This window comes from Epilithonimonas sp. UC225_85 (assembly GCF_042695135.1).
In the GTDB taxonomy this organism is placed as follows: Bacteria; Bacteroidota; Bacteroidia; order Flavobacteriales; family Weeksellaceae; genus Epilithonimonas.
The window spans coordinates 826,851-853,346 of sequence record NZ_CP170547.1 but is presented as its reverse complement, the minus strand read 5'-3'; the positions used below and the strand labels follow the sequence as shown (position 1 = coordinate 853,346).

The 26,496-nt window shown below is 37.7% G+C and carries 29 protein-coding genes; 14 read left to right on the top strand and 15 right to left on the bottom strand.

Annotation, left to right across the window (positions count from 1 at the left end):
• Positions 1 to 602: 602 nt before the first annotated feature.
• Positions 603 to 1,595, bottom strand: coding sequence for an SDR family oxidoreductase (locus ACFJGY_RS04145; protein ID WP_379968406.1), 993 nt, complete (start codon positions 1,593 to 1,595; stop codon positions 603 to 605).
• Positions 1,596 to 1,778: 183 nt separating this feature from the next.
• On the opposite strand from ACFJGY_RS04145, the gene ACFJGY_RS04140 reads away from it, so the two are divergent.
• The 9 genes from ACFJGY_RS04140 to ACFJGY_RS04100 all read left to right on the top strand — a co-directional run bounded on the left by ACFJGY_RS04140 (position 1,779) and on the right by ACFJGY_RS04100 (position 7,825).
• Positions 1,779 to 1,949 (top strand): lmo0937 family membrane protein, encoded by a 171-nt coding sequence (locus ACFJGY_RS04140; RefSeq protein ID WP_379968404.1) that lies wholly within the window; start codon positions 1,779 to 1,781, stop codon positions 1,947 to 1,949.
• Positions 1,950 to 2,196: 247 nt separating this feature from the next.
• A complete protein-coding gene (locus ACFJGY_RS04135; protein WP_379968402.1) occupies positions 2,197 to 2,565 on the top strand; it encodes a hypothetical protein in 369 nt (122 codons plus the stop codon).
• A 67-nt stretch (positions 2,566 to 2,632) separates the two neighbouring features.
• Positions 2,633 to 2,908, top strand: coding sequence for a YHS domain-containing protein (locus tag ACFJGY_RS04130; RefSeq protein WP_379968400.1), 276 nt, complete (start codon positions 2,633 to 2,635; stop codon positions 2,906 to 2,908).
• Positions 2,898 to 3,584, top strand: a complete 687-nt coding sequence (locus ACFJGY_RS04125; protein WP_379968398.1) for an SCO family protein — start codon at positions 2,898 to 2,900, stop codon at positions 3,582 to 3,584. Before ACFJGY_RS04130 ends, ACFJGY_RS04125 begins: the two co-directional genes overlap by 11 nt.
• A 25-nt stretch (positions 3,585 to 3,609) precedes the next feature.
• Positions 3,610 to 4,278, top strand: coding sequence for a superoxide dismutase (locus ACFJGY_RS04120; protein WP_379968396.1), 669 nt, complete (start codon positions 3,610 to 3,612; stop codon positions 4,276 to 4,278).
• 7 nt (positions 4,279 to 4,285) lie between these two features.
• The gene (locus tag ACFJGY_RS04115; RefSeq protein ID WP_379968394.1) at positions 4,286 to 4,651 is read left to right on the top strand and encodes a hypothetical protein; all 366 of its coding nucleotides are present in this window, start codon (positions 4,286 to 4,288) and stop codon (positions 4,649 to 4,651) included.
• Between the two features lie 239 nt (positions 4,652 to 4,890).
• Positions 4,891 to 5,718: an MbnP family protein gene (locus tag ACFJGY_RS04110; RefSeq protein ID WP_379968392.1), complete on the top strand. Its 828-nt coding sequence runs from the start codon at positions 4,891 to 4,893 to the stop codon at positions 5,716 to 5,718.
• Positions 5,711 to 6,787 (top strand): cytochrome-c peroxidase, encoded by a 1,077-nt coding sequence (locus ACFJGY_RS04105; RefSeq protein WP_379968390.1) that lies wholly within the window; start codon positions 5,711 to 5,713, stop codon positions 6,785 to 6,787. Before ACFJGY_RS04110 ends, ACFJGY_RS04105 begins: the two co-directional genes overlap by 8 nt.
• A gap of 81 nt (positions 6,788 to 6,868) precedes the next feature.
• Entirely contained in the window at positions 6,869 to 7,825 is a 957-nt protein-coding gene (locus tag ACFJGY_RS04100) for a transporter (protein ID WP_379968388.1), read from the top strand.
• Positions 7,826 to 7,926: 101 nt separating this feature from the next.
• Here ACFJGY_RS04100 and ACFJGY_RS04095 read toward each other — a convergent pair whose 3' ends face one another.
• On the bottom strand, positions 7,927 to 9,156 hold the full coding sequence (locus ACFJGY_RS04095; protein WP_379968386.1) for an OmpP1/FadL family transporter: 1,230 nt from the start codon (positions 9,154 to 9,156) through the stop codon (positions 7,927 to 7,929).
• 10 nt (positions 9,157 to 9,166) lie between these two features.
• Positions 9,167 to 10,513: a DUF4270 family protein gene (locus ACFJGY_RS04090; RefSeq protein WP_379968384.1), complete on the bottom strand. Its 1,347-nt coding sequence runs from the start codon at positions 10,511 to 10,513 to the stop codon at positions 9,167 to 9,169.
• A gap of 222 nt (positions 10,514 to 10,735) precedes the next feature.
• On the opposite strand from ACFJGY_RS04090, the gene ACFJGY_RS04085 reads away from it, so the two are divergent.
• The 5 genes from ACFJGY_RS04085 (at position 10,736) to deoD (ending at position 14,616) form a co-directional block, all read left to right on the top strand.
• Positions 10,736 to 11,716 (top strand): Kelch repeat-containing protein, encoded by a 981-nt coding sequence (locus ACFJGY_RS04085; RefSeq protein WP_379968382.1) that lies wholly within the window; start codon positions 10,736 to 10,738, stop codon positions 11,714 to 11,716.
• The gene (locus tag ACFJGY_RS04080) at positions 11,709 to 12,029 is read left to right on the top strand and encodes a DUF4907 domain-containing protein (protein WP_379968380.1); all 321 of its coding nucleotides are present in this window, start codon (positions 11,709 to 11,711) and stop codon (positions 12,027 to 12,029) included. The genes ACFJGY_RS04085 and ACFJGY_RS04080 overlap by 8 nt, the downstream gene beginning before the upstream one ends.
• Before the next feature lie 65 nt (positions 12,030 to 12,094).
• Positions 12,095 to 13,132 carry a sensor histidine kinase gene (locus ACFJGY_RS04075; RefSeq protein WP_379968378.1) on the top strand — a complete coding sequence of 346 codons (1,038 nt, stop codon included), beginning with the start codon at positions 12,095 to 12,097 and terminating at the stop codon, positions 13,130 to 13,132.
• 2 nt (positions 13,133 to 13,134) lie between these two features.
• Positions 13,135 to 13,839: a LytR/AlgR family response regulator transcription factor gene (locus tag ACFJGY_RS04070; RefSeq protein ID WP_379968376.1), complete on the top strand. Its 705-nt coding sequence runs from the start codon at positions 13,135 to 13,137 to the stop codon at positions 13,837 to 13,839.
• A gap of 69 nt (positions 13,840 to 13,908) precedes the next feature.
• The gene (gene deoD, locus ACFJGY_RS04065) at positions 13,909 to 14,616 is read left to right on the top strand and encodes a purine-nucleoside phosphorylase (RefSeq protein ID WP_379968374.1); all 708 of its coding nucleotides are present in this window, start codon (positions 13,909 to 13,911) and stop codon (positions 14,614 to 14,616) included.
• A 187-nt stretch (positions 14,617 to 14,803) separates the two neighbouring features.
• On the opposite strand, the gene ACFJGY_RS04060 is transcribed toward deoD, so the two are convergent.
• The 12 genes from ACFJGY_RS04060 to rplO all read right to left on the bottom strand — a co-directional run bounded on the left by ACFJGY_RS04060 (position 14,804) and on the right by rplO (position 26,490).
• A complete protein-coding gene (locus tag ACFJGY_RS04060) occupies positions 14,804 to 17,356 on the bottom strand; it encodes a M4 family metallopeptidase (RefSeq protein ID WP_379968372.1) in 2,553 nt (850 codons plus the stop codon).
• A gap of 80 nt (positions 17,357 to 17,436) precedes the next feature.
• Entirely contained in the window at positions 17,437 to 18,813 is a 1,377-nt protein-coding gene (locus ACFJGY_RS04055) for a DUF4403 family protein (RefSeq protein WP_379968370.1), read from the bottom strand.
• Positions 18,814 to 19,198: 385 nt separating this feature from the next.
• A complete protein-coding gene (locus tag ACFJGY_RS04050; protein ID WP_379968368.1) occupies positions 19,199 to 21,205 on the bottom strand; it encodes a glycoside hydrolase family 97 protein in 2,007 nt (668 codons plus the stop codon).
• Positions 21,206 to 21,317: 112 nt separating this feature from the next.
• Positions 21,318 to 21,836 carry a 50S ribosomal protein L17 gene (gene rplQ, locus ACFJGY_RS04045; protein ID WP_379968366.1) on the bottom strand — a complete coding sequence of 173 codons (519 nt, stop codon included), beginning with the start codon at positions 21,834 to 21,836 and terminating at the stop codon, positions 21,318 to 21,320.
• Positions 21,837 to 21,844: 8 nt separating this feature from the next.
• Positions 21,845 to 22,840 carry a DNA-directed RNA polymerase subunit alpha gene (locus ACFJGY_RS04040; protein ID WP_379968364.1) on the bottom strand — a complete coding sequence of 332 codons (996 nt, stop codon included), beginning with the start codon at positions 22,838 to 22,840 and terminating at the stop codon, positions 21,845 to 21,847.
• A gap of 31 nt (positions 22,841 to 22,871) precedes the next feature.
• Positions 22,872 to 23,480, bottom strand: coding sequence for a 30S ribosomal protein S4 (gene rpsD, locus ACFJGY_RS04035; protein ID WP_379968362.1), 609 nt, complete (start codon positions 23,478 to 23,480; stop codon positions 22,872 to 22,874).
• A gap of 24 nt (positions 23,481 to 23,504) precedes the next feature.
• On the bottom strand, positions 23,505 to 23,894 hold the full coding sequence (gene rpsK, locus ACFJGY_RS04030; protein WP_027383298.1) for a 30S ribosomal protein S11: 390 nt from the start codon (positions 23,892 to 23,894) through the stop codon (positions 23,505 to 23,507).
• Positions 23,895 to 23,906: 12 nt separating this feature from the next.
• Positions 23,907 to 24,284, bottom strand: a complete 378-nt coding sequence (gene rpsM, locus ACFJGY_RS04025) for a 30S ribosomal protein S13 (protein WP_379968360.1) — start codon at positions 24,282 to 24,284, stop codon at positions 23,907 to 23,909.
• Positions 24,285 to 24,299: 15 nt separating this feature from the next.
• Positions 24,300 to 24,416: a 50S ribosomal protein L36 gene (gene rpmJ / locus ACFJGY_RS04020; protein WP_007839480.1), complete on the bottom strand. Its 117-nt coding sequence runs from the start codon at positions 24,414 to 24,416 to the stop codon at positions 24,300 to 24,302.
• A gap of 10 nt (positions 24,417 to 24,426) precedes the next feature.
• Positions 24,427 to 24,642, bottom strand: coding sequence for a translation initiation factor IF-1 (gene infA, locus ACFJGY_RS04015; RefSeq protein WP_027383300.1), 216 nt, complete (start codon positions 24,640 to 24,642; stop codon positions 24,427 to 24,429).
• Between the two features lie 8 nt (positions 24,643 to 24,650).
• Positions 24,651 to 26,030 (bottom strand): preprotein translocase subunit SecY, encoded by a 1,380-nt coding sequence (gene secY, locus ACFJGY_RS04010; protein WP_379968358.1) that lies wholly within the window; start codon positions 26,028 to 26,030, stop codon positions 24,651 to 24,653.
• 10 nt (positions 26,031 to 26,040) lie between these two features.
• Positions 26,041 to 26,490 carry a 50S ribosomal protein L15 gene (gene rplO / locus ACFJGY_RS04005; protein WP_379968356.1) on the bottom strand — a complete coding sequence of 150 codons (450 nt, stop codon included), beginning with the start codon at positions 26,488 to 26,490 and terminating at the stop codon, positions 26,041 to 26,043.
• Positions 26,491 to 26,496 lie beyond the last annotated feature (6 nt).

Sequence of the window (26,496 nt, the reverse complement as noted above, 5' to 3'; positions counted from 1 at the left end):
GCATAAGCTTAATATTTTAATCTGGGAAAGTAAAAAGAACTTTATTTAGTATATGTGAAGATTTAATTGATTTTCCTGAGATAATAACTCTTAACGATTATGGAGGAAGTTACGAAGACTATCAAAAGGATTTATGGAAAGGTAAGCTAACTTTTGATGGACTAAATGGATTCCTAGAGTTCATGGGATTTGAATTTAATGGAAAAATATTGGACTGGACTTTCGTCAATATTTTGAAAAAGATTTTCCATCTCATTTTAAGATTATCGAACAATATATTGAAGAAAAGAACCTCAACAATTTTAAACATTTTCAGAGATTAGTTGTCCATTGGATCGTTTGTTTTCTAATTCGAAAACTACATTTCTTTAATTATAAACGTTTAAAAAGTTACACCCATTTTTACACCCACTTTTGATGTATTTTTGTAATTATTTTATTAAGATTAAAGACAATAAAAAATAATTAAACAACTGATATACAGATGTATAAAATCATATATGATTATATATGAACATAGAGTTTCGAATCCCTCCAACTCCACTTTACAGAAAAAAACCACTGAAATCCAGTGGTTTTTTGTTTAGGCATTATTAATACGTTTACTTCTTCGAAGAACTATTTTTAATAATCATATAAGACAGTCCCAATCCAATTCCTGCGAGGAGCGCTAATTTAGTTTTCCGGTTCGGAACTGGTAAACTGGTTTCACCATAGATTCTGTGAGGTTTTGGTGACGGCCAAAGTACATTTCCGGGATTTGGTTTCCCTTGTTTTATTTTCATCATCACGCGCATTGCTGCAGAGGCTGTGTTGATGATTGTCTTTGGAAATGCGCCGTAAAGGTTTTTTATAATTAATGAATTGATATCCGGGAAAAGACCCTTTCTTGGGTTCTTTGCCAACTCAACGATTTTTGCGGCGGTATCTCTGGGATCTGCGGCAAAAGGTGGTACTTTGAAATCCAGTCCTGAGAATTTTGCGGAGTGTGCATTTCCTGTCGACCTTTGGATTTGAGGAAACAGATTACAGATGTGAATATTTGGAAAATCTGATATTTCGCCCTGCAATCCTTCCATCATTCCACGGATTCCGAATTTTGTAGAGGAATAAACGGCACTGTAAGGGGCCGGCATAAAGCCTCCAATCGAAACATTATTAATCAAAATCCCTTCTTCTTGTTTTTTGAAAATCGGCAAGACACTGTACGCGCCGTGCATATAACCGAAAAGATTAGTTTTGATAACCTGCTCATTCAGTTCCATTGGTATTTCCTCGAATTTCCCACTTGCCATAACACCTGCATTGTTGACCCAAATATCAATTCTCCCATTGAATTGCAACGCTTCTTCAGCTAGTTTTTGAACATCTTCCGCGACAGAGACATCGGTCGGAATTCCTAAAGCAATAGCGCCCAAATCTCTGCAAAGACTGACTGTTTCTTCTAGCGCTTCTTTTCCTCTCGCAGCAATTACAACATTACACCCTTCCAGAGCAAATGCCTCAGCCGCTGCTCTTCCTACGCCACTGCTTCCGCCTGTAATGACGACTGTTTTTCCTGCTAAACTTCTTATTAATTTATGATTAGAATCCATAGTATTTGATTTTGAAAATGATATGATAAAAGATTTTATTTTAATAATAAAGTCATAACCACTTAGTTATCAATTCTAATACCATACATAGATTGAGAAATATTAATCAGCGGAAAATCAATACTTTCCAAAAAAGGCACAGAATATGTATAGACAAAATCAAAATAAACAAAATTTAAAATTATGAGAAATCTATTATGGTTAGTAGCAGTGATTTGTATTATAATCTGGCTACTTGGAATGTTAGGGGTTGTACCGGGAATGGCAACAGGAAATTTGGTGCACATTTTATTGGTAATCGCAATTATTGTAGTTCTTTACAATCTGATTTCAGGCAGAAAACCGCTTGATTAAATCAATACATGTTTGCAAATAATTTTTGCATCTTAAAAATTAAAACCCGCAATTACTTGTGGGTTTTTTTCATTATCAAAATCTTATATTTTTCTAATTTTCTATGATTATGCAGATTTAACAGATTATAAATACTAAAATCAAATCTGCCAAATCAATAAAATCTGAGATAAATATTTCTATCAATATGAGTTCTATCATCAACAACTCAAAAGATAAACCTTTATATTTGTACTAATATTAAGAATTGAAAAGTCTAATTACTGTCTTCATCATTTTCACAATCGCATTGCGTCCGCTGATGCCATTAGTAGATTATGCGGTTAATTATAATTTCATCACCAAGAATCTTTGCGAGAACAAAAGCAAACCTCAACTGTTGTGCAACGGAAAATGCTATCTGAAAAAAGAAATTGCAAAGACCTCAACAGACCAATCTAAAAATGATTCCCGAATCAGCATTTCTGGTTTTACAGATACTTTTATTATTAATGAAGATATTACTTTTCTTAAAACAACCGATTATAGTTACGAAATTTCAAATTTAAATTTCGAACGATCCTTCTCTTATCAATTCAATTTATTCTCCGATATTTTCCATCCGCCGTTGGTTTGATTTTAATATTACAATTCTCTTTTTACAAGAGTAATTTTTAAATTTTATTAAATTAAATCAAGCATTAATGAAAACATTCATCTTATCGATACTTCTTTCTGTATCCATATTTTCCTGCGCTCAGGAAACACCAAAAGTGAAACACGTTTCGAAAATGAAACCTGCTACAAACCTCAAAAATGTCAAAGTCGTCAACACGGAAGACCCTGTCTGCAAAATGAAAACCGCAGATTTTCTGAAAGACACCGCAGATTACAAAAGAAAAAAGTACGGTTTTTGCAGTGACCATTGCAAAGCAGAATTCCAAAAGAATCCTGAGAAATATGCACAAAATGCCAAATAACAAAAAAACAAAGCAAAATCCCAAAAGCAAAATCATCACTCCGATTGTTGTTTTAGCTTTGATTTTTGTGACGATTGGCGCCGGAATGAGCTATTTCAAAAAGAGTCTTTTCACCGTAATGAAAGTTCCGAATTTTGAACTGACAGACCAAAACAACAAAAAAATAAGCAATAAGGATATGCTTGGAAAAGTCTATCTCGTGGAATTTTTCTACAGCCGTTGCCCAACAATTTGTCCAGTGATGAATTCTAATATGAAATACATCGAAGAAACCATCAACGATAAAAATTTCGGAATCATCTCCATCAGCATCGACCCAACGAACGACACGCCGGAAATTCTGAAAAACCACGCCAGAATGTTGGGAACCAAATCCCCAAACTGGCATTTCCTGACTGGCGACAGAGATTACATCGATAATTTAGCAGATCAATTCAACATTTATGTGGGCGACAAAGAAGACAAAGCAGAAAATCTCAACCACAGCGGAATGATTGCTCTGGTTGACAAGGAAGGATATCTCCGTTCCAGATTTGATGAGAATAATAGTCCAATTCTATATTATTCTGGCTTGAATTATGAAGATCCTGAAGGAAAAACAACTTCACTCGTCGGGAAATATCATCCCGACCGTGAAAAGTTGATAGATGACATCAGAAAATTATTAAATCAATAAATATTAATCTTTAAATAAAGTTATTATGAAAATCAAGAAAATATTCCTAGCAAGTGCGCTGTCTGCAGCAACTTTTGCGATGGCGCAATTCAAACAAACACCACTTCCGTATGCTTATAATGCATTAGAACCTTATGTTGATGCGCAGACAATGGAAATTCATTACACAAAACACGCCGCAGCTTACGTTTCCAACCTGAACAAAGCCATCGCCGGAACACCTTTGGAAAAGGAAAATTTAGTTCAGATATTTTCACATATTTCCAAAGAAACGCCAGCCGTGAGAAACAATGCCGGCGGACATTACAACCACGAATTGTTCTGGACTGTTCTGACGCCTGAGAAAAATACACAGCCATCAGCAAAATTGGCAAAAGCAATCACAGAATCTTTCGGAAGTCTGGACGCTTTGAAAGAGAAAATGAGCAAAGCTGGCGCAGACCGTTTCGGTTCTGGTTGGGCTTGGTTGGTCGTGACGGCTGACAAAAAACTGGCAGTGACTTCCAGCGGAAATCAGGACAATCCATTGATGGATATTGCCGAAGTCAAAGGAACGCCAATCCTCGGCATCGATGTTTGGGAACACGCGTATTACCTCAAATATCAAAACAAAAGAGCTGATTATCTGACCGCATTCTGGAATGTTGCCAACTGGAAAGAAGTGAGCAAACGTTTCGAAGAAGCCACAAAATAATCCCTCCTTGAAATTAATTTGCAACATATTCCTCATCCTTTATCTGGTGTGCAAACCTGCATTTCCACTGGCAGAATATGTTGTAAATTATAATCAAATTCAGGTGCTCTGCGTCAACAAAGCGCGACCAGAACTCAATTGCAACGGAAAATGCTACCTCGGAAAAGAACTCGCAAAATCCAGCGAATCCGATTCTTCGCCACTTTCCAAAGGCAAAAACCAAGTCCAGAAAGTGTTGGACTTTTACATTCCGACTGAGATTTTCAAAGCCTCAATCGAGAACAATTTCTCCCTCCCAAACCTGACTTCCACTTACAAAACAGGTTACACCTTCCTCTTTCTGAGACACATTTTCAGACCTCCAATTTTTTAGTTGAACATATTAATTTGGGCGATTCCCTCGCACACGCTTGTCATCCTGAGGTTCTCGAAGGATCAAGCTCGGGCCGGGCTGTCCACTACAAACCTAACGAAGTGGTTCGGCGAAGCCAATCTTTTTGTCTTGCCACGTAAGTCTATAAAACGACGTTTGACCAACAGACAAAAAGGATATCCGCTGCCATCCCTATCGCGGGATTCGGCATAAAATCAACGTTTCAAATAAAAAATCATATGAAAATCTATAAATTTTTATCATTATTCCTTATTACTTTCACCGTAATCACAATCTCATCTTGTTCCAACAGCGATGATGACGACAGTCAAAACACAGAACCAGGAAATCTCCAAATCAAATTCGAAAACGGATTCAATAACTTAGGCGATATTGTTTTAAATCAAACAACGCAAACATCATCGAACGGACAAAAACATCAGTTTTCCACTTTGAAATATGTCATCAGCAACATCTCTCTCATCGACGAAAATGGTAACGAGTTCAAATACAATTACAACAATCCGGACAAAGGTGCTTTCATCATCAACCAAGATAAAGCAACAGCAGGAATTGTTGCAATTAATCTAACAGAAATCCCAAAAGGAAATTACAAGAAAATCAAACTTGGTTTAGGAATCAGCCCAACTGCTTACTTGATTGGACAAGACGGACAGGGAATTTTCTGGGACAAAGCCAAGCAGGAAGGAATGGCTTGGTCGTGGTCAGCCGGCTACATTTTCGCAAAGCTCGAAGGAAAATACGGAACTTCGACTCCTGACACAGAATTTATGAATCATACCGGAAATATGGGTGACACAACAATCAACGGAACTGCAGACCTTTACCGAGAAGTCGTTTTGGATTTGCCGACAACGGCGAGAGTCAGCAAAGAAATTACGCCATCGATTCATATTCTGGCAGACTTCAATCAATATCTGAGTGGACAAACAGCTTTGACCTTGACAACCGAAAATAATATGGCGATGGGAAGCAGTTCACACCTTGTAAGTGTGAGCAAGAATTTAATCCAAATGTTCAAAGTTGATCACGTTCATAATGATTAATCCATTTCAACAATTCCAGAGAGGGCGAGTACGTTCTCTCTGGATTTTCCTTGTTTTACTTTCAGGAATTTCGGTGTCTTGTTCAAGCGAAATTGAAGGCGAAGTTTTCGAGGAAGACAAAGCTTACAATCTTGAAATTCCTAATTATTATCCGGCTTTGGCTTTTGATACAGATAAAAATCCGGTCACAGTTAACGGCGTTGCGCTGGGAAAGAAATTATTTTATGAAGGAAAATTATCCCGGAACAATACGATTTCTTGTGGATTTTGTCACATTCAGGAATATGCTTTCACACATCACGGACATCCGGTAAGTCACGGCATCGATGACAAATTGGGAATGCGAAATGCGCCCGCCATTCAAAATATGGCTTGGCTGAAAAATTACACTTGGGACGGCGTGAGTCATAATCTGGATGAGCGTTCGCTGGTTCCCATCACGACAGATTTTGAAATGGACAGCTCGATTCCGGAAGTCATTTCAAAGTTAAGTGCGGATGCGAATTATAAAAAAATGTTCAAATCGACTTTTGGTGATGAGAATATTAATGGCGAAAGAATCCTGAAAGCGTTGTCGCAATTTATGGTCACGATGGTTTCCGCAGATTCCAAATACGACCAGGTCAAAAATGGAAAAGCGAGTTTCACGAATGAAGAATTTCAGGGAAAAACTTTATTCGAAAATAAATGTGCGAGTTGCCATTCAGGTGAATTATTCACGGATGAAAGTTATCGGAATACCGGAATGTATTACAATTCGCAATACGATGACCGCGGACGATACCTCGTGACTTTGGATTGGAATGACAATATGAAATTTCGGGTTCCAAGTTTGAGAAATGTAGAATTGACAGCACCTTATATGCACGACGGCAGATTTTATTCTTTGGAAGCCGTTCTCAATTTCTATTCCGACAATGTGGAAAATCAACCGAATCTTGATCCAATTTTAAAACAAAACGGACATATCGGAATTTCAATGTCAAGCTTGGAAAAACAATATATTATTGCTTTCTTGAAAACTCTGACCGACCAAAATTTCATCAACAACAAAAAATTTGCAGAATAATGATCAATAGCGGCGGGCTTTAGCCCGTCTTAAATAATACAATGCTTTTTCAGCTTTAGCCAAAATTTAACCGAATAAAAAATGAAACACTCTATATTATCTATGATCTGCCTTTTCGCTTTTACTTTGCTAAAATCGAAAAATATGGTGGATAGTCTTTACATTCCAAAGTACAACACTCAGAATCTTTTGAAAACGCAGGAATTCTTTTGTGATGCTTGTGGTTGCGCGGCAGGAAATGGTTCTTCAGGCTTCGAATCTCTGTTAAATCCTCAATTCATCGGTATCAAATATTTTTCTCAACACTACAAAGCGAAAGAAAATCTTTTCACGAATGAATTGACGCAAGACCAATATTTTAACACCATTCAAATCTGGGGAAAGATTCCTATTACCAAAAAACTGAGTGTTTACGGAAGTCTGCCATTTCAGCTTCACGAGAAAAAGACTCTCCAAGGCAATATTAGAATCAACGGAATTGGTGATGCAAGCTTGATGGGAATTTATCATATCCTTAATTCTAAAAATACTTTTCATCAGTTAAATGGTGGATTAGGCGTGAAAATTCCGATTGGGAAATTCGATGAAAAAGGAATTTCGGGTGTGAATCCGAGTTTCCAATTGGGAACGGGAAGCTGGGATTATCAGATAGCATTAAACTATAAATTTCAGGAAAATTTTTTCGCATTGCTCATCAATACAGATTATACCATCAAAACTGAGAATAAAAAACACTATCAATTTGGGAATCAATGGAACTATGCGATGACTGGATTTCAGAGGATTTGGAGAAATGAAAACAGTATTATTTCAGGAAAATTGGGATTGCAAGGTGAAGTTTATGATTGGAACAAACAATTTGGAGAAGTGATGCCGAGAACTGCCGGAAGTGCGCTTTATGGGAAAATCGGTTTCGAAGCTTCATATAAAAAATGGAGCATCGGTTCTGAAATAATGTTGCCGGCTTACACGAACCTTGCAAGTGGTGATATCGAAGCTAAGTCGAGGTTTGGGATGTTTGTTAACTTTGGAATTTAAAAAAATATTCTCGCAGATTGAGTTGATTTGGCAGATTTTAATATTAAATAAAAAAAGGAGATGCTTTATAAAAAGTGTCTCCTTTCAAAATATAGATTAAATTAATTGATGTAGCGTTTTGCAAACCATTTATCAAGAAAATCGATGCTGATATTGAGCATATGATAATTCTCTTTGATGGCAATATTACTGAATACACCACGTTTTCCGTAGCCATACCCGATATTCAGAACAATCTTGTTCATCGGAACCCCGACACCAACTGTAGCTTCCATTTTGTTAATATCCCGGTTATTAACCTTGTAATATCCCGTATCATAATTAAGTCCGAAACGGTAAACTAAAGCCTCGCCAACATTCTTCGGATTCTTGCTTTCCGGAAGAAGTTCGAATCCTAAACCATAAACATTTTGGTTATAGTACTTTTCATTGGTAATTGTATTTTTAACCTCGCTCCACTTGCTTTGAGTATAATCAAAACTGAATCGGTATCTGTCATTTTTCAGAACACTTAGTCCAATTCCCATTTCTAATGGCAAAGTAGAATCTTTGGAAGAAAGTTTTGTTGTAACACTGTTTGTATAGTCTTTATTTTCTGTATAAACGGTTTCTCCTGACGCATTCAGGTTGCTTTTGAAATTCACAATGGCGCCCAAAGTCAGCTGCAGTCTTTCCTTAGAAAAATATTTATTAAACTGAGTTCCAAATCCGTAACTGAAGCCTGTATATCTTATGTTTCTGCTGATTTCCAGCTCAGATGTTGTGGTGATGGTTTCTATACGGCTGATGGTCCCAAAATTATTCTTCACTTTCCCACCGACACTCCAATTGTTATTAATCTTATATCCCGCAGTAACGCCAAGATTTGTAATACCGCCGCTGCCCTCGTAAGTGATCGGATAATTAACAGAAGTGCCTTCCACAGGAATTGTAGAAACAAATTTATAATCCGTAGAAGTTGTCGGCTGCACGCTTGCACCGATAGAAACTCTATTGGATATCCTCATCGCCAAACCTAAGTTTGTAAAATTACCATTGAACCGTTTGTCTGATCCCTGATTGCTGGAAATATCGCTGTATTTTAATAATCCACTAACATCATAGATCACGTTCTGCATCCCGATAGTCGTGATGGCTGCAGGATTTTTTGAATTGATATAATCCGGAGACTGAAGCGCAATTCCTGTATTTCCCAATGAAATATTCCTTGCATTATCCACATTATTGAGCGTTCCAATCCCAAAGTACGAATAAGGAGAAGAATCCTGAGCGGCTATTTTCTGAATAGAAACTACTGCAAAAAATATAAATATTTTGATTTTCTGATACATAAATTCTGAATTAATAACCTAAAATGTAAAGTTTGAGCTTAGCCGGATTGGTTGCATGTTTTTGATCTCCAATGACAGCTTTTCCTGACAGAACATCTGCATAAGAAGAGGGATATATCAAAATATTATAATTCGATGTAGTGGATTCGGATAAGATATTATTAACGTAGTTCAGCAGAGAAAAGTTGTAGCCATAGTTACTCTGGAACTCGCTGCTGTCTGTCAAACTTGATGTTATCTCAGTCGATCCGTCTGTTTCTACAAAGGTGGAGACGATATTGTTTTTCTTATCTCCCAAATAATAATATAGCGGCGTCGGATTATAAAAAGATTTGGAATAATAGCCTGCAACGGGACTCAATGTCAAATCTGCACTGATTATTTTATAGTTGGTATAGAGGTTTTTCAGAGTCTTTAAATAAGGGATTTCCACTTTTGTATAAACGCCGATTCCTGCTATCAGATAAGCCCGATTGCCCAGATTCTTGGATTCAATGGGATTGCTTGGCGTGAGTCCTGCCAGATCTGAACCAGCAAAATCACTTTTGATCTTGTTGTACTGATAGCTGGAACTTGGATTGAGATCCAGCGTATATTTCACTTCTTCCGTTCCGTTTACAGAAGCCGTATGGTAATACATCCGGACAACATTGGACACTTTTTCTTTGGTAACATTGCTGATCTGCGCCTCATAACTTGAACTGATGCCAAAACGAAGCATCGCATTATTATCAGACGATGGAACCAGAGCGAGGCCTTTATAAAAATTAAGAAAATACTCCAGACTGTTGACATCTTTACTTTTCAAAAGATTGAAGATACTGAGACCATAGGATTGATCCAGCTTGATCTTTACAAAGCTGCTGTCTGTGTTCGGCCTTGGAAGAAACTCTGCACTGCCGACCGAAGCGGAAGAATATTTGAGATCACTGTTATTATAAAGATAACCGCTGTCATTAAGTTTGATCCTGTCAATCATTGGATGAACATCCAGCTTGAAGGTTTTCAAAGTATCTCCGTAATAGAAGTCATTATTGGTAAGATACATCACGATGGAATCAAAAACAACGTTGGTTGTGGCTGCCAGTGAATAACTTTCGGGATTCAACTGAAAAAGTGACGCCGAGGTTACAGTTCCAAAAGTATGATCCTTAATATGACCTATCATTATGGCACTCTTTCCGGACGTGGTTACAGAGTCCTTCATTATTGTTGACATCTTTAGCGTAAGGGTGTCTATCATTGCCACTTTGGACTGTGCAGACATCAGAGAATTTCCTACTTCATAAGTGTTGCTTTCTCTTTCACAGGAAAATAAAAGAAGAATCGCAGCACACAACAATACATATTTGTACATTTTTTTCTGTAAACATACGGGCGTACAAGCTTGAGCTAAAATTTTTTCTTCCTTTCGCAATTAGTTTTCGACAATCACGGGTTTTACATAGATAGATTGGGTTTCATAGAATTAATGTTAAAGTATCGAAACAATCAGACGGTTTAACGACAAAAAAAGCGTGTTCGTCTAAAAAATTTTCAAATACCCACAGAATGAAATTCATTTGCATCAAAAATAAGAATGGACAACAAAGTTTCGGTTTTAATTCTTGCTCTTGCAGGAATGTTTTTATTATCAAGCTGTAAGAATGATGATGATGATGAGTTGGTGGGAAATTGGGTAAGGGTTTCTGATCTGGATGGTAAACCCCGTTCCAATGCTTCTGCCTTTGTGTTAAATGGCAAGGGATATTTAACCGGAGGATACGATGGCGAATATTATTATAATGACTTGTGGAGTTACGATCCCGATGCCAACTCTTGGACACAGAAAGCAGATTTCCCGGGTGTGAAGAGAAGTTCGGCGGTTGGTTTTGCGACAACATCTTTCGGATATGTAGGAACAGGATATGACGGGTTGAATAAATTAAAAGATTTTTACAAATATGATCCTTCATCCAATTCCTGGACTCAGATAGAAGACCTTCCAAGTACAGCAAGATATGGAGCCCTAGCTTTTGGAGTTGGCAGCAAAGGATTTGTCGGGACAGGATATGACGGCAGCGAACTGAAAGATTTCTACAAATATGATGAAGCTACTTCTGCCTGGACAAACATTGTAAGTCTTGGAGGATCCAAAAGAAGAGACGGTTCTGCATTTGTGATCAATGGAATTGCTTATGTAGGATTCGGAACCAATAACGGAAGTCTTGTATCTGATTTCTGGGCATTTGATCCGTCTGCAGAAACATGGAGCAGAAAAGCAGACACAAGCAATGATGATGATTCTCAAAACAGAACTTCAACAGCAGCATTTGCAGCAAATGGTCTGGGATATGTTTCCACAGGATCTGTAAGTGGTGTTTCCAGCTCAACCTGGGAATATAATCCTTATACAGATGACTGGACAGAAAGAACAGCTTTTGAAGGTTCTGCCAGAGAGAGTGCCTGTGCATTTTCATTCGGAACATATGGTTATGTTCTGACGGGGAACAGCGGATCTTCTTACTTTGATGACATCTGGGTTTTCCATCCAACAGAAACCGAAAACGACGATGATTAGATCATTTTGGAAATTACTTTTGGTTCTGGGTTTAATCTCAATTGCCTGTCAGAAAAAAAGCAATCAGCTTGATATCAAGATCATAAAACAAAAAACAGGTTATGGTTATCAGATCATAAAAGATAAAAAAACATTCATCAATCAGCCATACATTCCGGCAATCCCGGGAGAGCAGGTTTTCAAAGACAGCCTGCAGGCTCGCAGAACGGCTGATCTGGTAATAAGAAAAATAGGGAACTCATCTTTTCCTAGGATCTCGGTAAATGAACTGGACTCAATGAAGATTGAATACGAGATCCAAAAATTTCAATAGCAATAATTCCTTCGATTATTTTTATCGGAGGAATTTTGCACTTTAAAAAAGAATAAATTAGCGTTATGAAAACCCTCTTTAAAAGAATCAAATCCACTTACGTGTATCATTGTGTCATTTGGATTATTCTTATTTTCTTCAAGCTCATTATGGATTATTCCGTTTTCGGAGATTTGATGTTATTGATGAATATGAAGGTATTCATTATTTTCATGACCATTTTTTATATCAATTACAGCTTGTTTCTGCCTTTTATCATTAGGCAAAATCCCAGAACCAGAATTACGATTGTCATCACATTTATCATCTTGTATGTTGGATCATTCTTTTTGTTTATGCCTCATCATCCGCCTTTTCCTCCAAAAGATTTCCCAAGACCAGGCAAAATGATGAAACCTTTTGAACATGGACTCAATTTTCACGATATGTTCTTCAAAATCGGGCTTTTCTCTATCATTTTCAGCACGCTGCTTTTTTTCATAGACAAATGGCTGGAAGATCAAAAAATGATAAAAGCTTTGGAGTTTGAGAGACAATCCAGCGAATTGAAAATCCTGAGAGAACAGATCAATCCACACTTTTTCTTCAATGCGTTGAATAGTATTTATTCTCTTTCTATCACGCAGTCAAAAGATACATCAAGAGTGATTCTGATCTTATCGGACATTATGAGATATGTTCTGAATGATAAAAACGGACAGAAAAATAATCTGAACGACGAGATCATCAATATCAAAAAATATATCGAAATACAGTCTATCCGGTTCAATAAATTCAATAACATCAACTGGAAGTTCTATGGAAACTTCGAAGCTTATAAAATCGAACCGCTTCTGCTCCTGACCTTTATAGAAAATGCCTTCAAATATGCAGATTTCAAAAAAGGGCCTCTGGATATTTTTATTAATTTGAAGTATAACATCCTAAGCTTCAATGTCAAGAATTTCTACGAAACGAAACCAAGCGAGAGAACCGACCATAATAAACTCGGCATCAAGAACACGAAGATGAAGCTGGATCTGCTTTATCCTGAAAAATATAAGCTGGACATCAATGATAACGGCTCCGAATACGAAATTAATCTTAACCTCCAACTCGACTGAAAATGAATTGCATAATTGTAGATGATGAAGAACTGGCGCACCACGTGATCGAAGAATATATCTCAAGAATTCCTTTCCTGAATCTTGTAGCCAATTGTTACGACATCCAGGAAACCATCAGTGTTTTACAAAACCACAGCGTAGATCTGATCTTTCTGGATATCAATCTTCCCAATATTTCCGGAATCGAGTTTCTGAAAAGCTTCAACAAACTCCCGAATGTGATTATCACAACGGCTTATGATAATTGTGCGATCCAGGGTTTTGAGATGGATGTCATAGATTATCTTCTCAAACCTTTTTCATTTGAAAGATTTCTGAAAGCGGCTTACAAAAGTTATAACCTCACCAATAATAAAAAGCTGCTGCAGGAAACGACCTCAGCTGTCAAAGAATCCTTCATTTTTGTAAGATCAAACAGTGAAGATGTAAAACTGAATCTGGACGAGATAACCAGAATCAATGCACTCAAGGATTACATCATCATTTACACAATCACCAGGAAACTGATCGTTCATCAAACCATGAAATCCATTATGGAGAAAATTGATTATGAGAATTTTATCCGGGTTCATAATTCGCATATCGTTTCGCTTCACCACCTTCAAAGTGTTGGTAAAAACAGCATTATGATAGGTGACGAAAGAATCCCGGTGAGCGAAAAATACAAACCTTTCCTGACGGGAATTATTGAAAGATATAAGTAAGATTTTGTCGCTTCAATTTCACTGATTGAAATATAAATTTTATATTCACGCTCTTAAAAAATCATTACTATGAGTGTTCACATTAGTGCAAAAAAAGGAGATATCGCAAAAACAGTTTTGATGCCTGGCGATCCACTTCGCGCCAAATATATTGCAGACAACTTCCTTACGGATGTAAAATTGGTCAATGAAACCAGAAATATTTTCTTCTTCACAGGTCTTTACAAAGACAAAGAAATTACTGTCGGAGCAAGCGGAATGGGATGTCCAAGCATTGGCATCTATTCTTTTGAATTGTTCACAGAATATGAAGTGGATACGATCATCAGAATCGGAACTTGCGGCGCCTATTCCACAGACTTGAAATTATTCGATATCCTGAATGTAGAACACGCCGTGAGCGAAAGCACTTATGCAAAATTTGCGTGGGGAATTGAAAAGGAAGCAATCCTGAATCAGGGAAATGCTTTTGACAAAATCAATGAAACGGCTAAGGAACTTGATCTTGCTGTGAAATCTACCAACATCCACTCCAGCGATATTTTCTACAGAAAAGATGAAGATGTGCCTGCTATTGCTGCAAAATATAATTGTCTTGCTGTGGAAATGGAAGCTTTTGCGCTCTTTGCAAACGCAAAACATCTTGGGAAAAATGCGGCTACTATTTTGACAGTGTCTGATATTATCCCGACCAGAGAATTCATCTCTGCCGACCAGAGAGAACAGGCGCTGAAAACAATGATGGAGCTTTCTCTGGAAACCGCTTTGAAGTTTTAATTAAATCTGCCAAATTTCATCAAAATTATTTCCCCAACCCTAAAAGGTGTAATTTTGATGAAATTTTAAAACGATTTTCCTCCCTTTAGGGCTGGGGAAAGAAAATTGTTTTAAAATCTTATAATTAACAAAATAAAAAACGCTTATGAAATTCATAAGCGTTTTTTATGGTTTATAATTCTGAGAATTATTTCTTGATCACTTTTACAGAATTACTTTCTGTATCGGAAACCACTTTCAGAACATAAGTTCCGTTCACCAGCTGGCTCATATCTACAGAAGCATTTTTCACATTGCTCAGATTGAATTTCTGAATCAATTGTCCTGCAACATTGTAAACTTCCACGTTTTTAAGATTAGAATTGTTTTTATTCTGAATCGTCACAAAACCAGAAGTTGGATTAGGGAATACCTGGATTCCGTTTTGTTTCTGAGCATCTTCCACAACCAGAATGCTGCAGTTGTAAACATAGATCTCATCTACATACCAGCCTTCGATTCCGTTGCATCCGTCCGTTCCCAACTCGAATCGGAATTTGATATTAGAACCGGAAGTAACGTTGAGTTTTGAAAGATCGATCACACTTTGTCCCCAGCTTCCACCAAGAGATCCGCCATCAGTTCCTGTGAAGGCACGTTGTCCTTTCAATGGATTGTCACTGTTTGCTGTGCCGTCCAAAATAAGATTGTATGGATTTTGAGAAAAGGCAGTTACAGGAACCAGAGTCCATGCGCCACCGTTTAGGCTGTATTTAATATTTCCGCCGTCCCAAGTTGACTCGGTTGCGATATAATGATTGAACGCCATTTCATACTTTCCTCCCGTGAAAGCAGGAATCGTAATTTGTGGACTTTCCAGACGCAAAATTCCGTTTTGTAAACTTGTCGTACAGTTTCCGTTGATTGGGTCGATAGCAAAAATTGCTTTTCCAGCTCTGCCTTTTGGCAGATTATCTTTCACCACCCAGTTTCTTACTTCCCAAGAAGAAGCATTTGTCGGAATATTTGTAGCCGTCCAGCTTCCTAAACCATTTTCCCAGGTTTCTTTGAAAAGAGGGTTGGAAGTTGCGCTTGCACAAAGATCCGGAACTGCTTTCAGAATCGGTGTATAGTTACATTGTGTTGCCGGCGAAGATCTCAGCTGCATTGCCAGAATTCCGTTTTTGATATTCTGAAGATCTGCAGTTGTGAATGACTGTCCGCTCAATCCTGCTGCTGTACCTGTTGTTGACAGACCTTGTAAATTAATCCCTATCAAATCATTGGCTGCTGCTTCCAAAGCGTCTGCAAAATTAGAAAAATCGCTGGTTGCTGTCAAATAGGTTGTTTGTGCTTTCCACCAAAGGTGTGCTGCTTTTACGAATCCAATACCTGTCATAGTATATCCGTTGTAAGTCCCGCCGTCTACAAGAAGTGCATATAAATGGTTGGTAACTCCGGAATTGGAGTGAACGCCTCCACTGTCTGTGGTTCCACAGAAATAATTGGCAGTATCAAGAACTCTTCCCGGATCACCGTTGCAGTTGGGGTTCCACATATCACGGATGGCGCCGCCAAAAGCTGTTGCATCCTCACCCATCTTCCAGCGTACAGATCCTGGTGAGCAGGCTGTTGTCGTTCTCACACTTAGATTCTCTCCTTCATCCTGATAATTATTAATCAAATCAATTGTCTCTCCCCAGACATCTGAGTAAGATTCGTTCAGCGCACCGGATTGGTATTGATAGATCAGACCGCTTGTATATTCTGTATATGCATGTCCCCACTCGTGGGCAATTACATCATCTGTTGCGGTTCCGTCGCAATATCCTGCATACGTTCCGTTCCATCTTGCATTAGGGCAAGAGATCGTCGGGTCATTATTAACCGTTGTCATAGAATGATCTGCGGCATCATAAGAAACATACCCGAATGCATTTTTGAAGAAGTTATAAACGTGCTCAGAAGTTGTTACTTCATTTTGCTGCCAGATACTCAATGCTCCCGGAAAGACATCGCCTTCCTTCCATTTCAGGTTAGTAGCATTGGTATTGGTTTCGTATAGTTTTCTGTCAATTGGATGAATTCCTGTGAACTGCTCTACCAATTCTCCGGTATGGGCATCGATAAAAACAAATTCTCTTACATCCACTTTATTGGTCACTTCTACTTCGTAAGCTAGAAAAGAAGTTACAACACCGCCTTGAACTAAGTTTTTCGGAAAGATCAACAGGTTGCTTTTTGCAGCTTGCAATGATGCATTTGATTTGTTAAGGTCCTGTTTTAAAACAAGGCTCTTTGCAATATTCTCAGCTTCAGCTGAAGAAATATCCGGTGTAGAATTCACTTTGATATTGGAAATTGCGTTTCCATTAATCGATGTAAGTTCTTCTTTGCTGTTAAAATGAAATTTCAGTAAGCCATCATAAACCGGAATGCCCTGATATTGCTGTCTGTAGATTACATTCTTCAACCCGTAATTATCTGTTTTTTCTTCTACAAAAACCAAATCATTGATCGACTTCAGATTAAATGCTTTGAAGTTTTCTGCCAAAAACTCTGCGGCTTTTGCTTTTGCACCGGCAGATTTCAGATGAAGAGCATTAGAATTTCCGAAAAGGATAAAATTGGGATTTGAAGTACTGTTACTGATTGTAACATTGGCATTCGTTTGTTTTTTGAGCTTAGCCAATTCTTTTGATTCCTGTGCGAAACCGCAAGTATAAGCCAGTGCAAGGAGTAGAGTTACTGTCTTCTTCATTTTTAAATTTTAGTGAAAACAAATATACCTATTATTTTATGCATTATAATTAATGATAAGTGTTAAATAATAAGAAATTGCTAAAAACTCAATCCGGAAACATTCATTTGCAATTGTGCTCTGGTATCGATCACGATAGTGATGTATTTTTCTGACAGCAGAAACTGCGTTGGTTTGAGATCCAGAACATTTCCCTGCAGTCTGATACCTTTCACATATTCTTTGTTGAAGTTGTCAATCATACTTTTTCTGGAAGAATTCTCGATGTCCAGAAGCGGAATGCCGTAATCATTTTCTATCATTCTCCGGATCTTTCCTTCAAATAAAACCGTCAAAGCCTTCTGGAAGAAGTTTTTGGTCTTAAGATTAAAATCTGTAACGTTCAGTTTTATTTTGTGGCTCACCGCATCGTAAAAAGGTTTCCCTTTGATGAAAGCAATTCCGTTTACTTCGCCTGTTGTGTGCGCTTCTATCACGATATTTTCTTTTTCCTGATAAACGGAAATCTCCGTAATCTTCACCTTTTTGTCTTCGCTGCTCATCGCAAATTCTTTGTTGAGGAATTGTTGTTTTGCGATTCTCGTAGCTTCATCAAAACTGATATTTGCGGTTGTCTGAAGGTTGAAAACGTTTGGAAGATTTGGATTTAATATGAAATTCGGAACCGTTTTGACATCTTTTGTAGCCAGTGGAATCTGTCCAACATACGTTTCGGAATATAAGTCTATCCCAACAGTTGTTTTTATCTTATCCTGAAAAACCTGAAGCGGCGACATATAAGTGCTTTGCGGCGTAATCTTGAGCCAGGTGTTGTATTCTTCCGAAACATTAATTGGTTTCGAAAACTGATTCCAGGCCATGACGAGATAAGGCTGAAGATTGAATTGGGATCGTATCTGCTGATCAATAATCGTCGTGAATTTATTCTGCTGGTCTTTCAGTGTACTTTCAATTAACGGTGCAATCGGGATCTTGATTTTACCGTAATCCAAGACCGGTTTTTGGGTCCAGGCAAATCCTGCAGCTGTTGTTTTGGTATTCAGTCTCCAGTCGGAAGCGGCAGAAATAGTGGTAATGAAATTCATTACGAGATTGAAATTTGTATCCTTATAAACATAATATCCGAAAGTTCCGTAGCCTTTATCTGCCCAGATCTTCAGCGGAACCGAGATCATCAGTCTGTTCCCTGTCAAAGCTTTTATGGCAATATTACCTTGTTTTTCAACTTTCACTTTGAACTGGTCATTACCGTTATCCGTGTAAGACTGATCTTCGTACAAAACGCCTTTCACCGACTGATTAATCAAGCTATTGATCTCAGAAATTGGAAGAGAAACCGGCAAAGTGATATTGGATTTGATCTTCGGTAAAGTGTAAACCGGATCTCCTGCCTGAGAAAAAGCGAAGAAACTGATCAGTAAATAATAGATTGAGATGAACTTTTGGAATGGATTCATAAATGGTTTTAATCAAATTTAAAACGCAAAATTAATGGTTTTATTAATGCAAAAATGACCCTTCTGAAAAGCCGATGAACAGGACGTTTGAAGAGATGCTATAAAAGACACAAGAGTTTTCATTAAAACACACGTGTCTTTTGACAAAAACTCTCGTGTCTTTTTATGAAAACATACGTACGTTTTTACAGGTCGCTCCTCCGGAGCTTGGATTATCGTTCTTGATTCTTTCCTATTAACAGGTCGCCACTCTGCGGCTTTGTTAATGTTGAAATGTGCCTTCTGACAGAAATTAAGACTTAGAAAAACGTCTGCAGTATTTCATTGATTCAATACAAAAAAACCATTCTCGAGTAAGAATGGTTTTATTTTGAATAATACAACCTTATAGTTGTGTGAATATGATAGCCACGCCGCCACTTCTTGCCAGATCAACTGACAAAATCGTTTTAGCATCTACTTCTTTTTCTTCGATGATCACAGGATACGGATTGGTTTCATAATCTGCACCTTTTCCGTCGCGGAAGATCTTCGCTTTATATTTTTTGTTAGAATCCAAAAATTTAAGATCTAACTTTACAGTTCGTGGATCTTTGTTGGTGATGCTTCCAAGATACCAGTTATTAGACGCTTTATCCTTTCTGGCAACGGTTACAAAATCACCGATCTTCGCATCCGGGACCACAGTTTTACTCCAGTCTGTCGGACAAGAGGTAATGAATTCAAAAGCTGGATTGTTCTCATAATTCTCGATCATATCAGATGCCATCTGCAGGGGGCTGTAAATCACAACATACAAAGCCAATTGTTTCGCCAAAGTTGTATGAACTTTCGTATTCGGTAATACAGAATTTGTGAAGTTAAAAGTTCCCGGCGTGAAATCGATTGGACCAGCCAACCCTCTTGTGAATGGAATAATTGTCGTATGTTCCGGTGGATTACCACCATCTTTTGACCACGCATCCCACTCCTGACCTCTAACGCCTTCCTGCGTCATCAGATTCGGAAGTGTTCTCTGAAGGCCTGTTGGCATTACCGGTTCGTGGTTGTCGATCATTATTTTATATTTGGTCGCTTCTTCGATTACTTTTCTGTAATGGCGAACGCCGTACTGACTGTCGTGAGGTTCTTTTCCATCTAATAAACCGCCTACATAACCTGTCTTTACAACATTGACACCGTATTTTTTATAGAAAGCAAAAGCATCACTCATTTGGCTTTCGTAATTCTTGGTATTGCCGCCAGTCTCGTGATGACCAATCAAGGTCACATTCTTTGACTTGGCGTAGTCTGTAATCTTTTTGATATCAAAATCCGGATATGGCTGTGTAAATTCAAATGATTTCCAGTCTTCCCAGCCTTTGTTCCAGCCTTCTACCAGAACACCGGAGAATTTATACTTAGCCGCAAAATCGATATATCTAAGGACATTTTCGGTTTTTGCGCCGTGGTTTGGTCCTGCTTCCCAGGTGTATTTTTTCATATGCATTCCCCACCAGATTCCGATGTACCGGCCGGGTTTGATCCAGGAAACATCACCAAGTTTATTGGGTTCGTTGAGGTTCAGCATCAATCTTGAAAGCATCAGATCGCCTGCAGATTTAGCGATGATCATTGTTCTCCAAGGCGTGTTGAAAGGAGCTTTCGCAAATACTTTTTCGCCGGTTGACCAAGGCGTAAGGAAAGTTTTCAGCTTGGTTGACTTTTTATCTCCTGCAAGATTCATTGCAGCGTAATCTGTCAAGTTAGCTTCGTGAACGGTCAGGAATAAGCCGCTTTTGGTTTCCATTGTCAAAGGCGTTACAACGGTATCCACTTTTGAGATGGGATTCGGTTTGAAAAGACCTTCATAGAATTCTGTCTTATAAGGAATCGACCAGGTTTTGTGATCCTCTGGGAAATTGAATTCTGTCAGTTCATCCATTATGACAAATTCCTTCAGATTCTTCTGTTCCGGAAACTCATATCTGAAGCCATAACCGTCATCAAAAACTTTAAAATCGATAATAAATTCTCTGGCAAGTCTGGAATTGTCCTTAACCAAGACTTTCATTTGGTTGTAATGGTTTCTGACTTCGATCTCTTCACCCCACGGTTGTTTCCAGGTCTCATCAAACTTAGAATGCGTAATATTTTTCACTGAAAGATTATCTTTAAGGGAACCATCTTTTAATTCGAATCCAAGAAAAGATGGATTTAAGATAGCTTTTCCGTCTTTGGAGACTTTGTAATAGATTCTGGATTTATCAAGCTCTACTTCCAAAACAATTTTTCCGTCGGGAGATTTGACAATACTGTTTTTGAGGGTCTGGGCAAATACTGTCGGAGTAAAGCCGAACAATAAGACAAACAGACAGAAGATCTTGAGCAGATCTTTATGCAATAATTTCATTAATACTAATTTTTAGGTTTATATATATTTACAAAAGTACACTATTGAAATTACTCCATAAAAAAAACCATCCCTAAAAAGAGATGGTTTTATATTTAAAAACTTAGAATTCTTATTCTTCAGTTTTTTCTTCTGTAGAAGTTTCAGTAGCAGGCGTTTCTTCAACTTTAGCTTCAGCAGCCTCAACTACAGCAGTTTCCTTTTTAGGAGCTCCGGCAGATCTTCTGCTTCTTCTTGTTGTTTTCTTCTCTTCTGCGTTTGGATTGTAGATCTCGTTGAAATCTACTAACTCGATCATTGCCATATCAGCAGCATCACCAAGTCTGAACCCAGTTTTGATGATTCTTGTGTACCCACCATTTCTTTCAGCAATTTTAGGAGCTACAGTTCTGAACAATTCAGTAACGGCTTCTTTACTTTGTAGGTAAGAGAAAACTGTTCTTCTATTGTGTGTTGTATCTTCTTTAGCTTTTGTAAGGAGTGGTTCCACGTAAACTCTTAAAGCTTTCGCTTTAGCAACAGTAGTGTTGATTCTTTTATGTTCAATTAGTGAACAAGCCATATTAGCAAGCATTGCTTTTCTATGTGGGGCTGTTCTCCCTAAGTGATTTATTTTCTTTCCGTGTCTCATTGTAAGGATTATTTATCAGCGTCTAACTTATATTTTGCAACATCAAACCCGAAATTAAGTCCTTTTGAGTGAACCAATTCTTCAAGTTCTGTTAAAGATTTTTTACCAAAATTTCTGAATTTCATCAAATCAGATTTACTGAAAGATACCAATTCTCCAAGCGTTTCTACTTCAGCTGCTTTCAGACAGTTAAGGGCTCTTACAGAAAGATCCATATCTGCTAATTTTGACTTAAGAAGTTGTCTTGTGTGAAGGGTTTCTTCATCGTATTGGATAGAAGCTTTTACAGCTTCAGTTTCTAGAGTAATTCTCTCATCGGAGAACAACATGAAGTGATAGATCAAAATCTTAGAAGCTTCTGTTAAAGCATTCTGAGGTGTAATAGATCCATCAGTTTCAATATCCAATACCAATTTTTCGTAATCTGTTTTTTGCTCTACACGGTAATTTTCGATACTATACTGTACTTTCTTGATAGGGGTGAAGATAGAGTCAATAGCAATAGTCCCAACAGGAGCATTGTTTGATTTGTTCTGATCAGACGGAACATATCCTCTTCCTTTCTCTACGTTGAAAGTAATTTCAAACGTCACGTCTTTAGCTAATGTTGCGATAACCAAATCTGGGTTAAGGATCTCGAAATTAACGATTGAGTCTCCTAGATCTCCAGCAGTTACAACATCTTTACCAGAGATTTTTGCAGTTACCTGCTCGCTTCCCGGGTTTTCAGTTTTCGCTTTAAGACGAAGTTGTTTAAGATTAAGAATGATTTCAGTAACATCTTCGATCACTCCTGGTATAGTTGAAAATTCGTGCTCTACGCCTTCTATTTTGATAGATGAAATAGCATATCCTTCCAGAGAAGAAAGCAAAACTCTTCTCAATGCATTACCGATTGTAAGCCCGAAACCTGATTCTAAAGGTCTGAATTCGAATTGTCCTTTAAAATCTGTGGAGTTTAAAAGGATTACTTTATCGGGTTTTATAAATGTTAAAATTGCCATAGTCTGGTTGAGCAAAAATTTGAAAAAATTATTATTTAGAGTATAATTCGACGATTAACTGTTCTTTGATGTCCTCAGGAATCTGAATTCTCTCAGGAGCAGTTGTGAAAGTACCAGTTTTTTTCTCGTCATTGAATTGTAACCACTCATAATTTGCTTTGTAAGCTAGAGCGTCAGCAATTACTTCAAGAGATTTTGATTTCTCTCTGATAGCAATTACGTCACCTGCTTTTAGCAAATAAGAAGGGATATTCACTAATTCTCCATTTACAGTGATGTGTCTGTGAGAAACTAGTTGTCTGGCAGCAGATCTTGTTTTAGCAAAACCTAATCTGTAAACTACATTATCCAATCTTGATTCGCAAAGTTGCAATAGGACTTCACCTGTTACACCTTTACTTCTATGAGCTTTTTCAAAAAGGTTAGCAAATTGTTTCTCAAGGATACCGTATGTGTACTTAGCTTTTTGCTTTTCCATTAACTGTACAGCATACTCGGATTTCTTTGCGCCTCTTCTTTTATTTACACCGTGTTGTCCAGGTGGTTGATTTTTTCTTTTCTCGAAGTTTTTGTCATCTCCGAAAATTGCTTGACCAAATTTTCTAGCAATTTTTGTTTTAGGGCCAATATATCTTGCCATTGTTTTAGATTTGAGGTTAAAAGATTATACTCTTCTTCTTTTAGGTGGACGACATCCGTTGTGTGGCATAGGCGTCACGTCAACGATCTCGCTTACTTCAATCCCTGAGTTGTGTAGCGTTCTGATTGCAGACTCTCTACCAGCACCTGGACCTTTTACAAACACCTTAACTCTTCTAAGACCAGCTTCGAAAGCTACCTGAGAACAGTTTTCTGCAGCCATTTGAGCCGCGAATGGAGTATTCTTTTTAGAACCTCTGAAACCCATTTTACCGGCAGAAGCCCAAGAGATAACTTCTCCTGCTTTATTTGTTAAAGAAATGATGATGTTATTGAAAGAAGCCTGAATATGCGCTTCACCAATAGCTTCAACTTTTACTTTTCTTTTCTTAACTACTTTAGTTTGTTTTGCCATAATTCCTAACGATTATTTACTTGCTTTTTTCTTGTTAGCAACTGTTTTTCTCTTTCCTTTACGGGTTCTAGAGTTGTTTTTCGTTCTCTGGCCTCTTAAAGGTAGTCCTAGTCTGTGACGTATTCCTCGTTGGCATCCTATGTCCATCAATCGCTTGATGTTCAATTGCACTTCAGAACGTAACTCTCCTTCAACTTTGATGTTGTCTGAGATATAACCTCTGATTGCTGCCAATTCATCGTCATTCCATTCGTTGACTTTCTTGTCTTCGCTGATTCCAGCGTTTTTCAAAATTTCTGAAGCAGTTCTTCTTCCTACACCGTAGATATAAGTAAGACCGATAACGCCTCTTTTGTTCTTTGGTAAATCAATACCTGAAATTCTCGCCATAATTTAATTTGGTTCTTAACCTTGTCTTTGTTTAAATTTAGGGTTCTTTTTGTTGATTACGAAAAGCACACCTTTTCTGCGTACAATTTTGCAATCAGCACTTCTTTTTTTGATAGATGCTCTAACCTTCATTTTGTTATTTTTAATATCTAAAAGTTATTCTCCCTTTAGTTAAGTCATAAGGAGAGAGTTCGAGTCTTACCTTATCTCCAGGTAAGAGTTTAATATAATGCATTCTCATTTTACCAGAAATATGGGCAATCAATACGTGCCCATTTTCTAGCTCTACACGGAACTGCGCGTTCGAAAGTGCTTCCGTAATGACGCCGTCTTGTTCTATATGTTTCTGTTTAGCCATTTATTCTATTAAAGGTTTGATGATCTTGATAATTTAGATTGCATCAACCCATCATAATGATGGTTCAGCAGATATGTATTAATTTGTTGAACGGTATCTAAGATAACGCCCACCATAATTAACAACGATGTTCCCCCAAAAAATAGGGCAAATCTATCTGTCTGAACAAACGCTCCATGCACTACTGCCGGAAGGACTGCAAAGATAGATAAAAAAATTGCACCAGGCAAGGTTATCTTGGACAAAATATCATCCAGGTAATCTGCCGTTTCTTTCCCGGGTCTTACTTTCGGGATCAACCCACCATTACGCTTCAAATCATCAGCCATCTGATTTACAGGAATGGTAATTGCCGTATAGAAAAATGAGAAAATTATAATTAGTAATGCAAACAATACATTGTACTGCCAGCTAAAAACATTTTTGAATCCTGCCAAAAACGTATTAGATTCATCAACTTTTGTAAGTAATCCCGGAACAAACATTAATGCTTGTGCAAAGATGATCGGCATTACACCTGCAGCATTCACCTTCAATGGGATCCATTGTCTGGCGCCATCCATCAGATTTCTGCTTACCCCACCTCTTGCCTGAGCTCTACTTACATACTGGATCGGAATTTTTCTTACAGCAACTGATAAAACAATTGCCAGTAAAACTACCAATAACCAGAAAATAATTTCTACCAAAATCATGATGCTTCCTAAACCACCTTTACCATTCTGTGTAAGAACTTCCTGGTAAAATGCTGTTGGAAGATCCGCAAGGATACCCACCATAATCAAAATAGAAATACCATTACCAATCCCTTTATCCGTAATTTTCTCTCCCAACCACATTGCAAATACAGATCCTGCTACCAGGATAATGATACTCGGCAACCAGAACATAATAGATGCTGGATCTATATAATATGCTGATTGGAATTGTGAATAAGGCAAGAAAAACTGCGTTACCGATGTCAAATAAGAAGGTGCCTGTACAAGACAGACTCCGATAGTCAACCATCGTGTGATCTGGTTCAAAGTGTTTCTTCCACTTTCTCCGTCTTTTTGCAACTTCTGAAGGTAAGGGATTGCCATACCCATCAGCTGTACAATAATAGAAGCAGAGATATATGGCATAATTCCTAATGCCATAATAGAAGCACGGCTAAATGCTCCACCTGTGAAAGATGACAATAAACCCAAAAGGCCGGCTCCTTGTTGGTTCCCGCCTTGGTTTTTGTAATGTTGTAGTAAGTTTCCTACTTCTGCAGTATTAATTGCAGGAAGAGAAACATACGATGCGAATCTATACACAAGGACCAATAAAAGCGTCAAGACAATTTTATCTCTCAGTTCTTTCAGGCTCCAAATGTTTTTGAATGTTTGTATAAATTCTTTCATTAGATATTAATTAAAGAGTAATTGCTTTACCTCCAGCTTTGTTGATAGCTTCTTCAGCAGATTTAGTAAATTTATCAGCAGAGATAGAAATACTAGATTTCAAATCACCTCTTCCTAAGATTTTTACCAATTCGTTTTTAGAAGCAAGACCGTTTTCTACTAATACGTCTCTAGTGATTTCACCAGTGATGTTTTTAGTATCGATCAAAGTTTGGATAGTATCAAGATTGATTGCTCTAAACTCTTTTCTATTAATATTTTTGAAACCAAATTTTGGAAGTCTTCTTTGCAAAGGCATCTGTCCACCTTCAAAACCGATTTTCTGAGAATAACCAGCTCTGGCTTTTTGACCTTTATGTCCTTTTGTTGAAGTACCACCGTATCCGCTTCCCTGACCTCTACCAATTCTTTTTGTACTGAAGGTAGAACCAGCTGATGGTTTTAAGTTATTTAAATTCATTGTTGT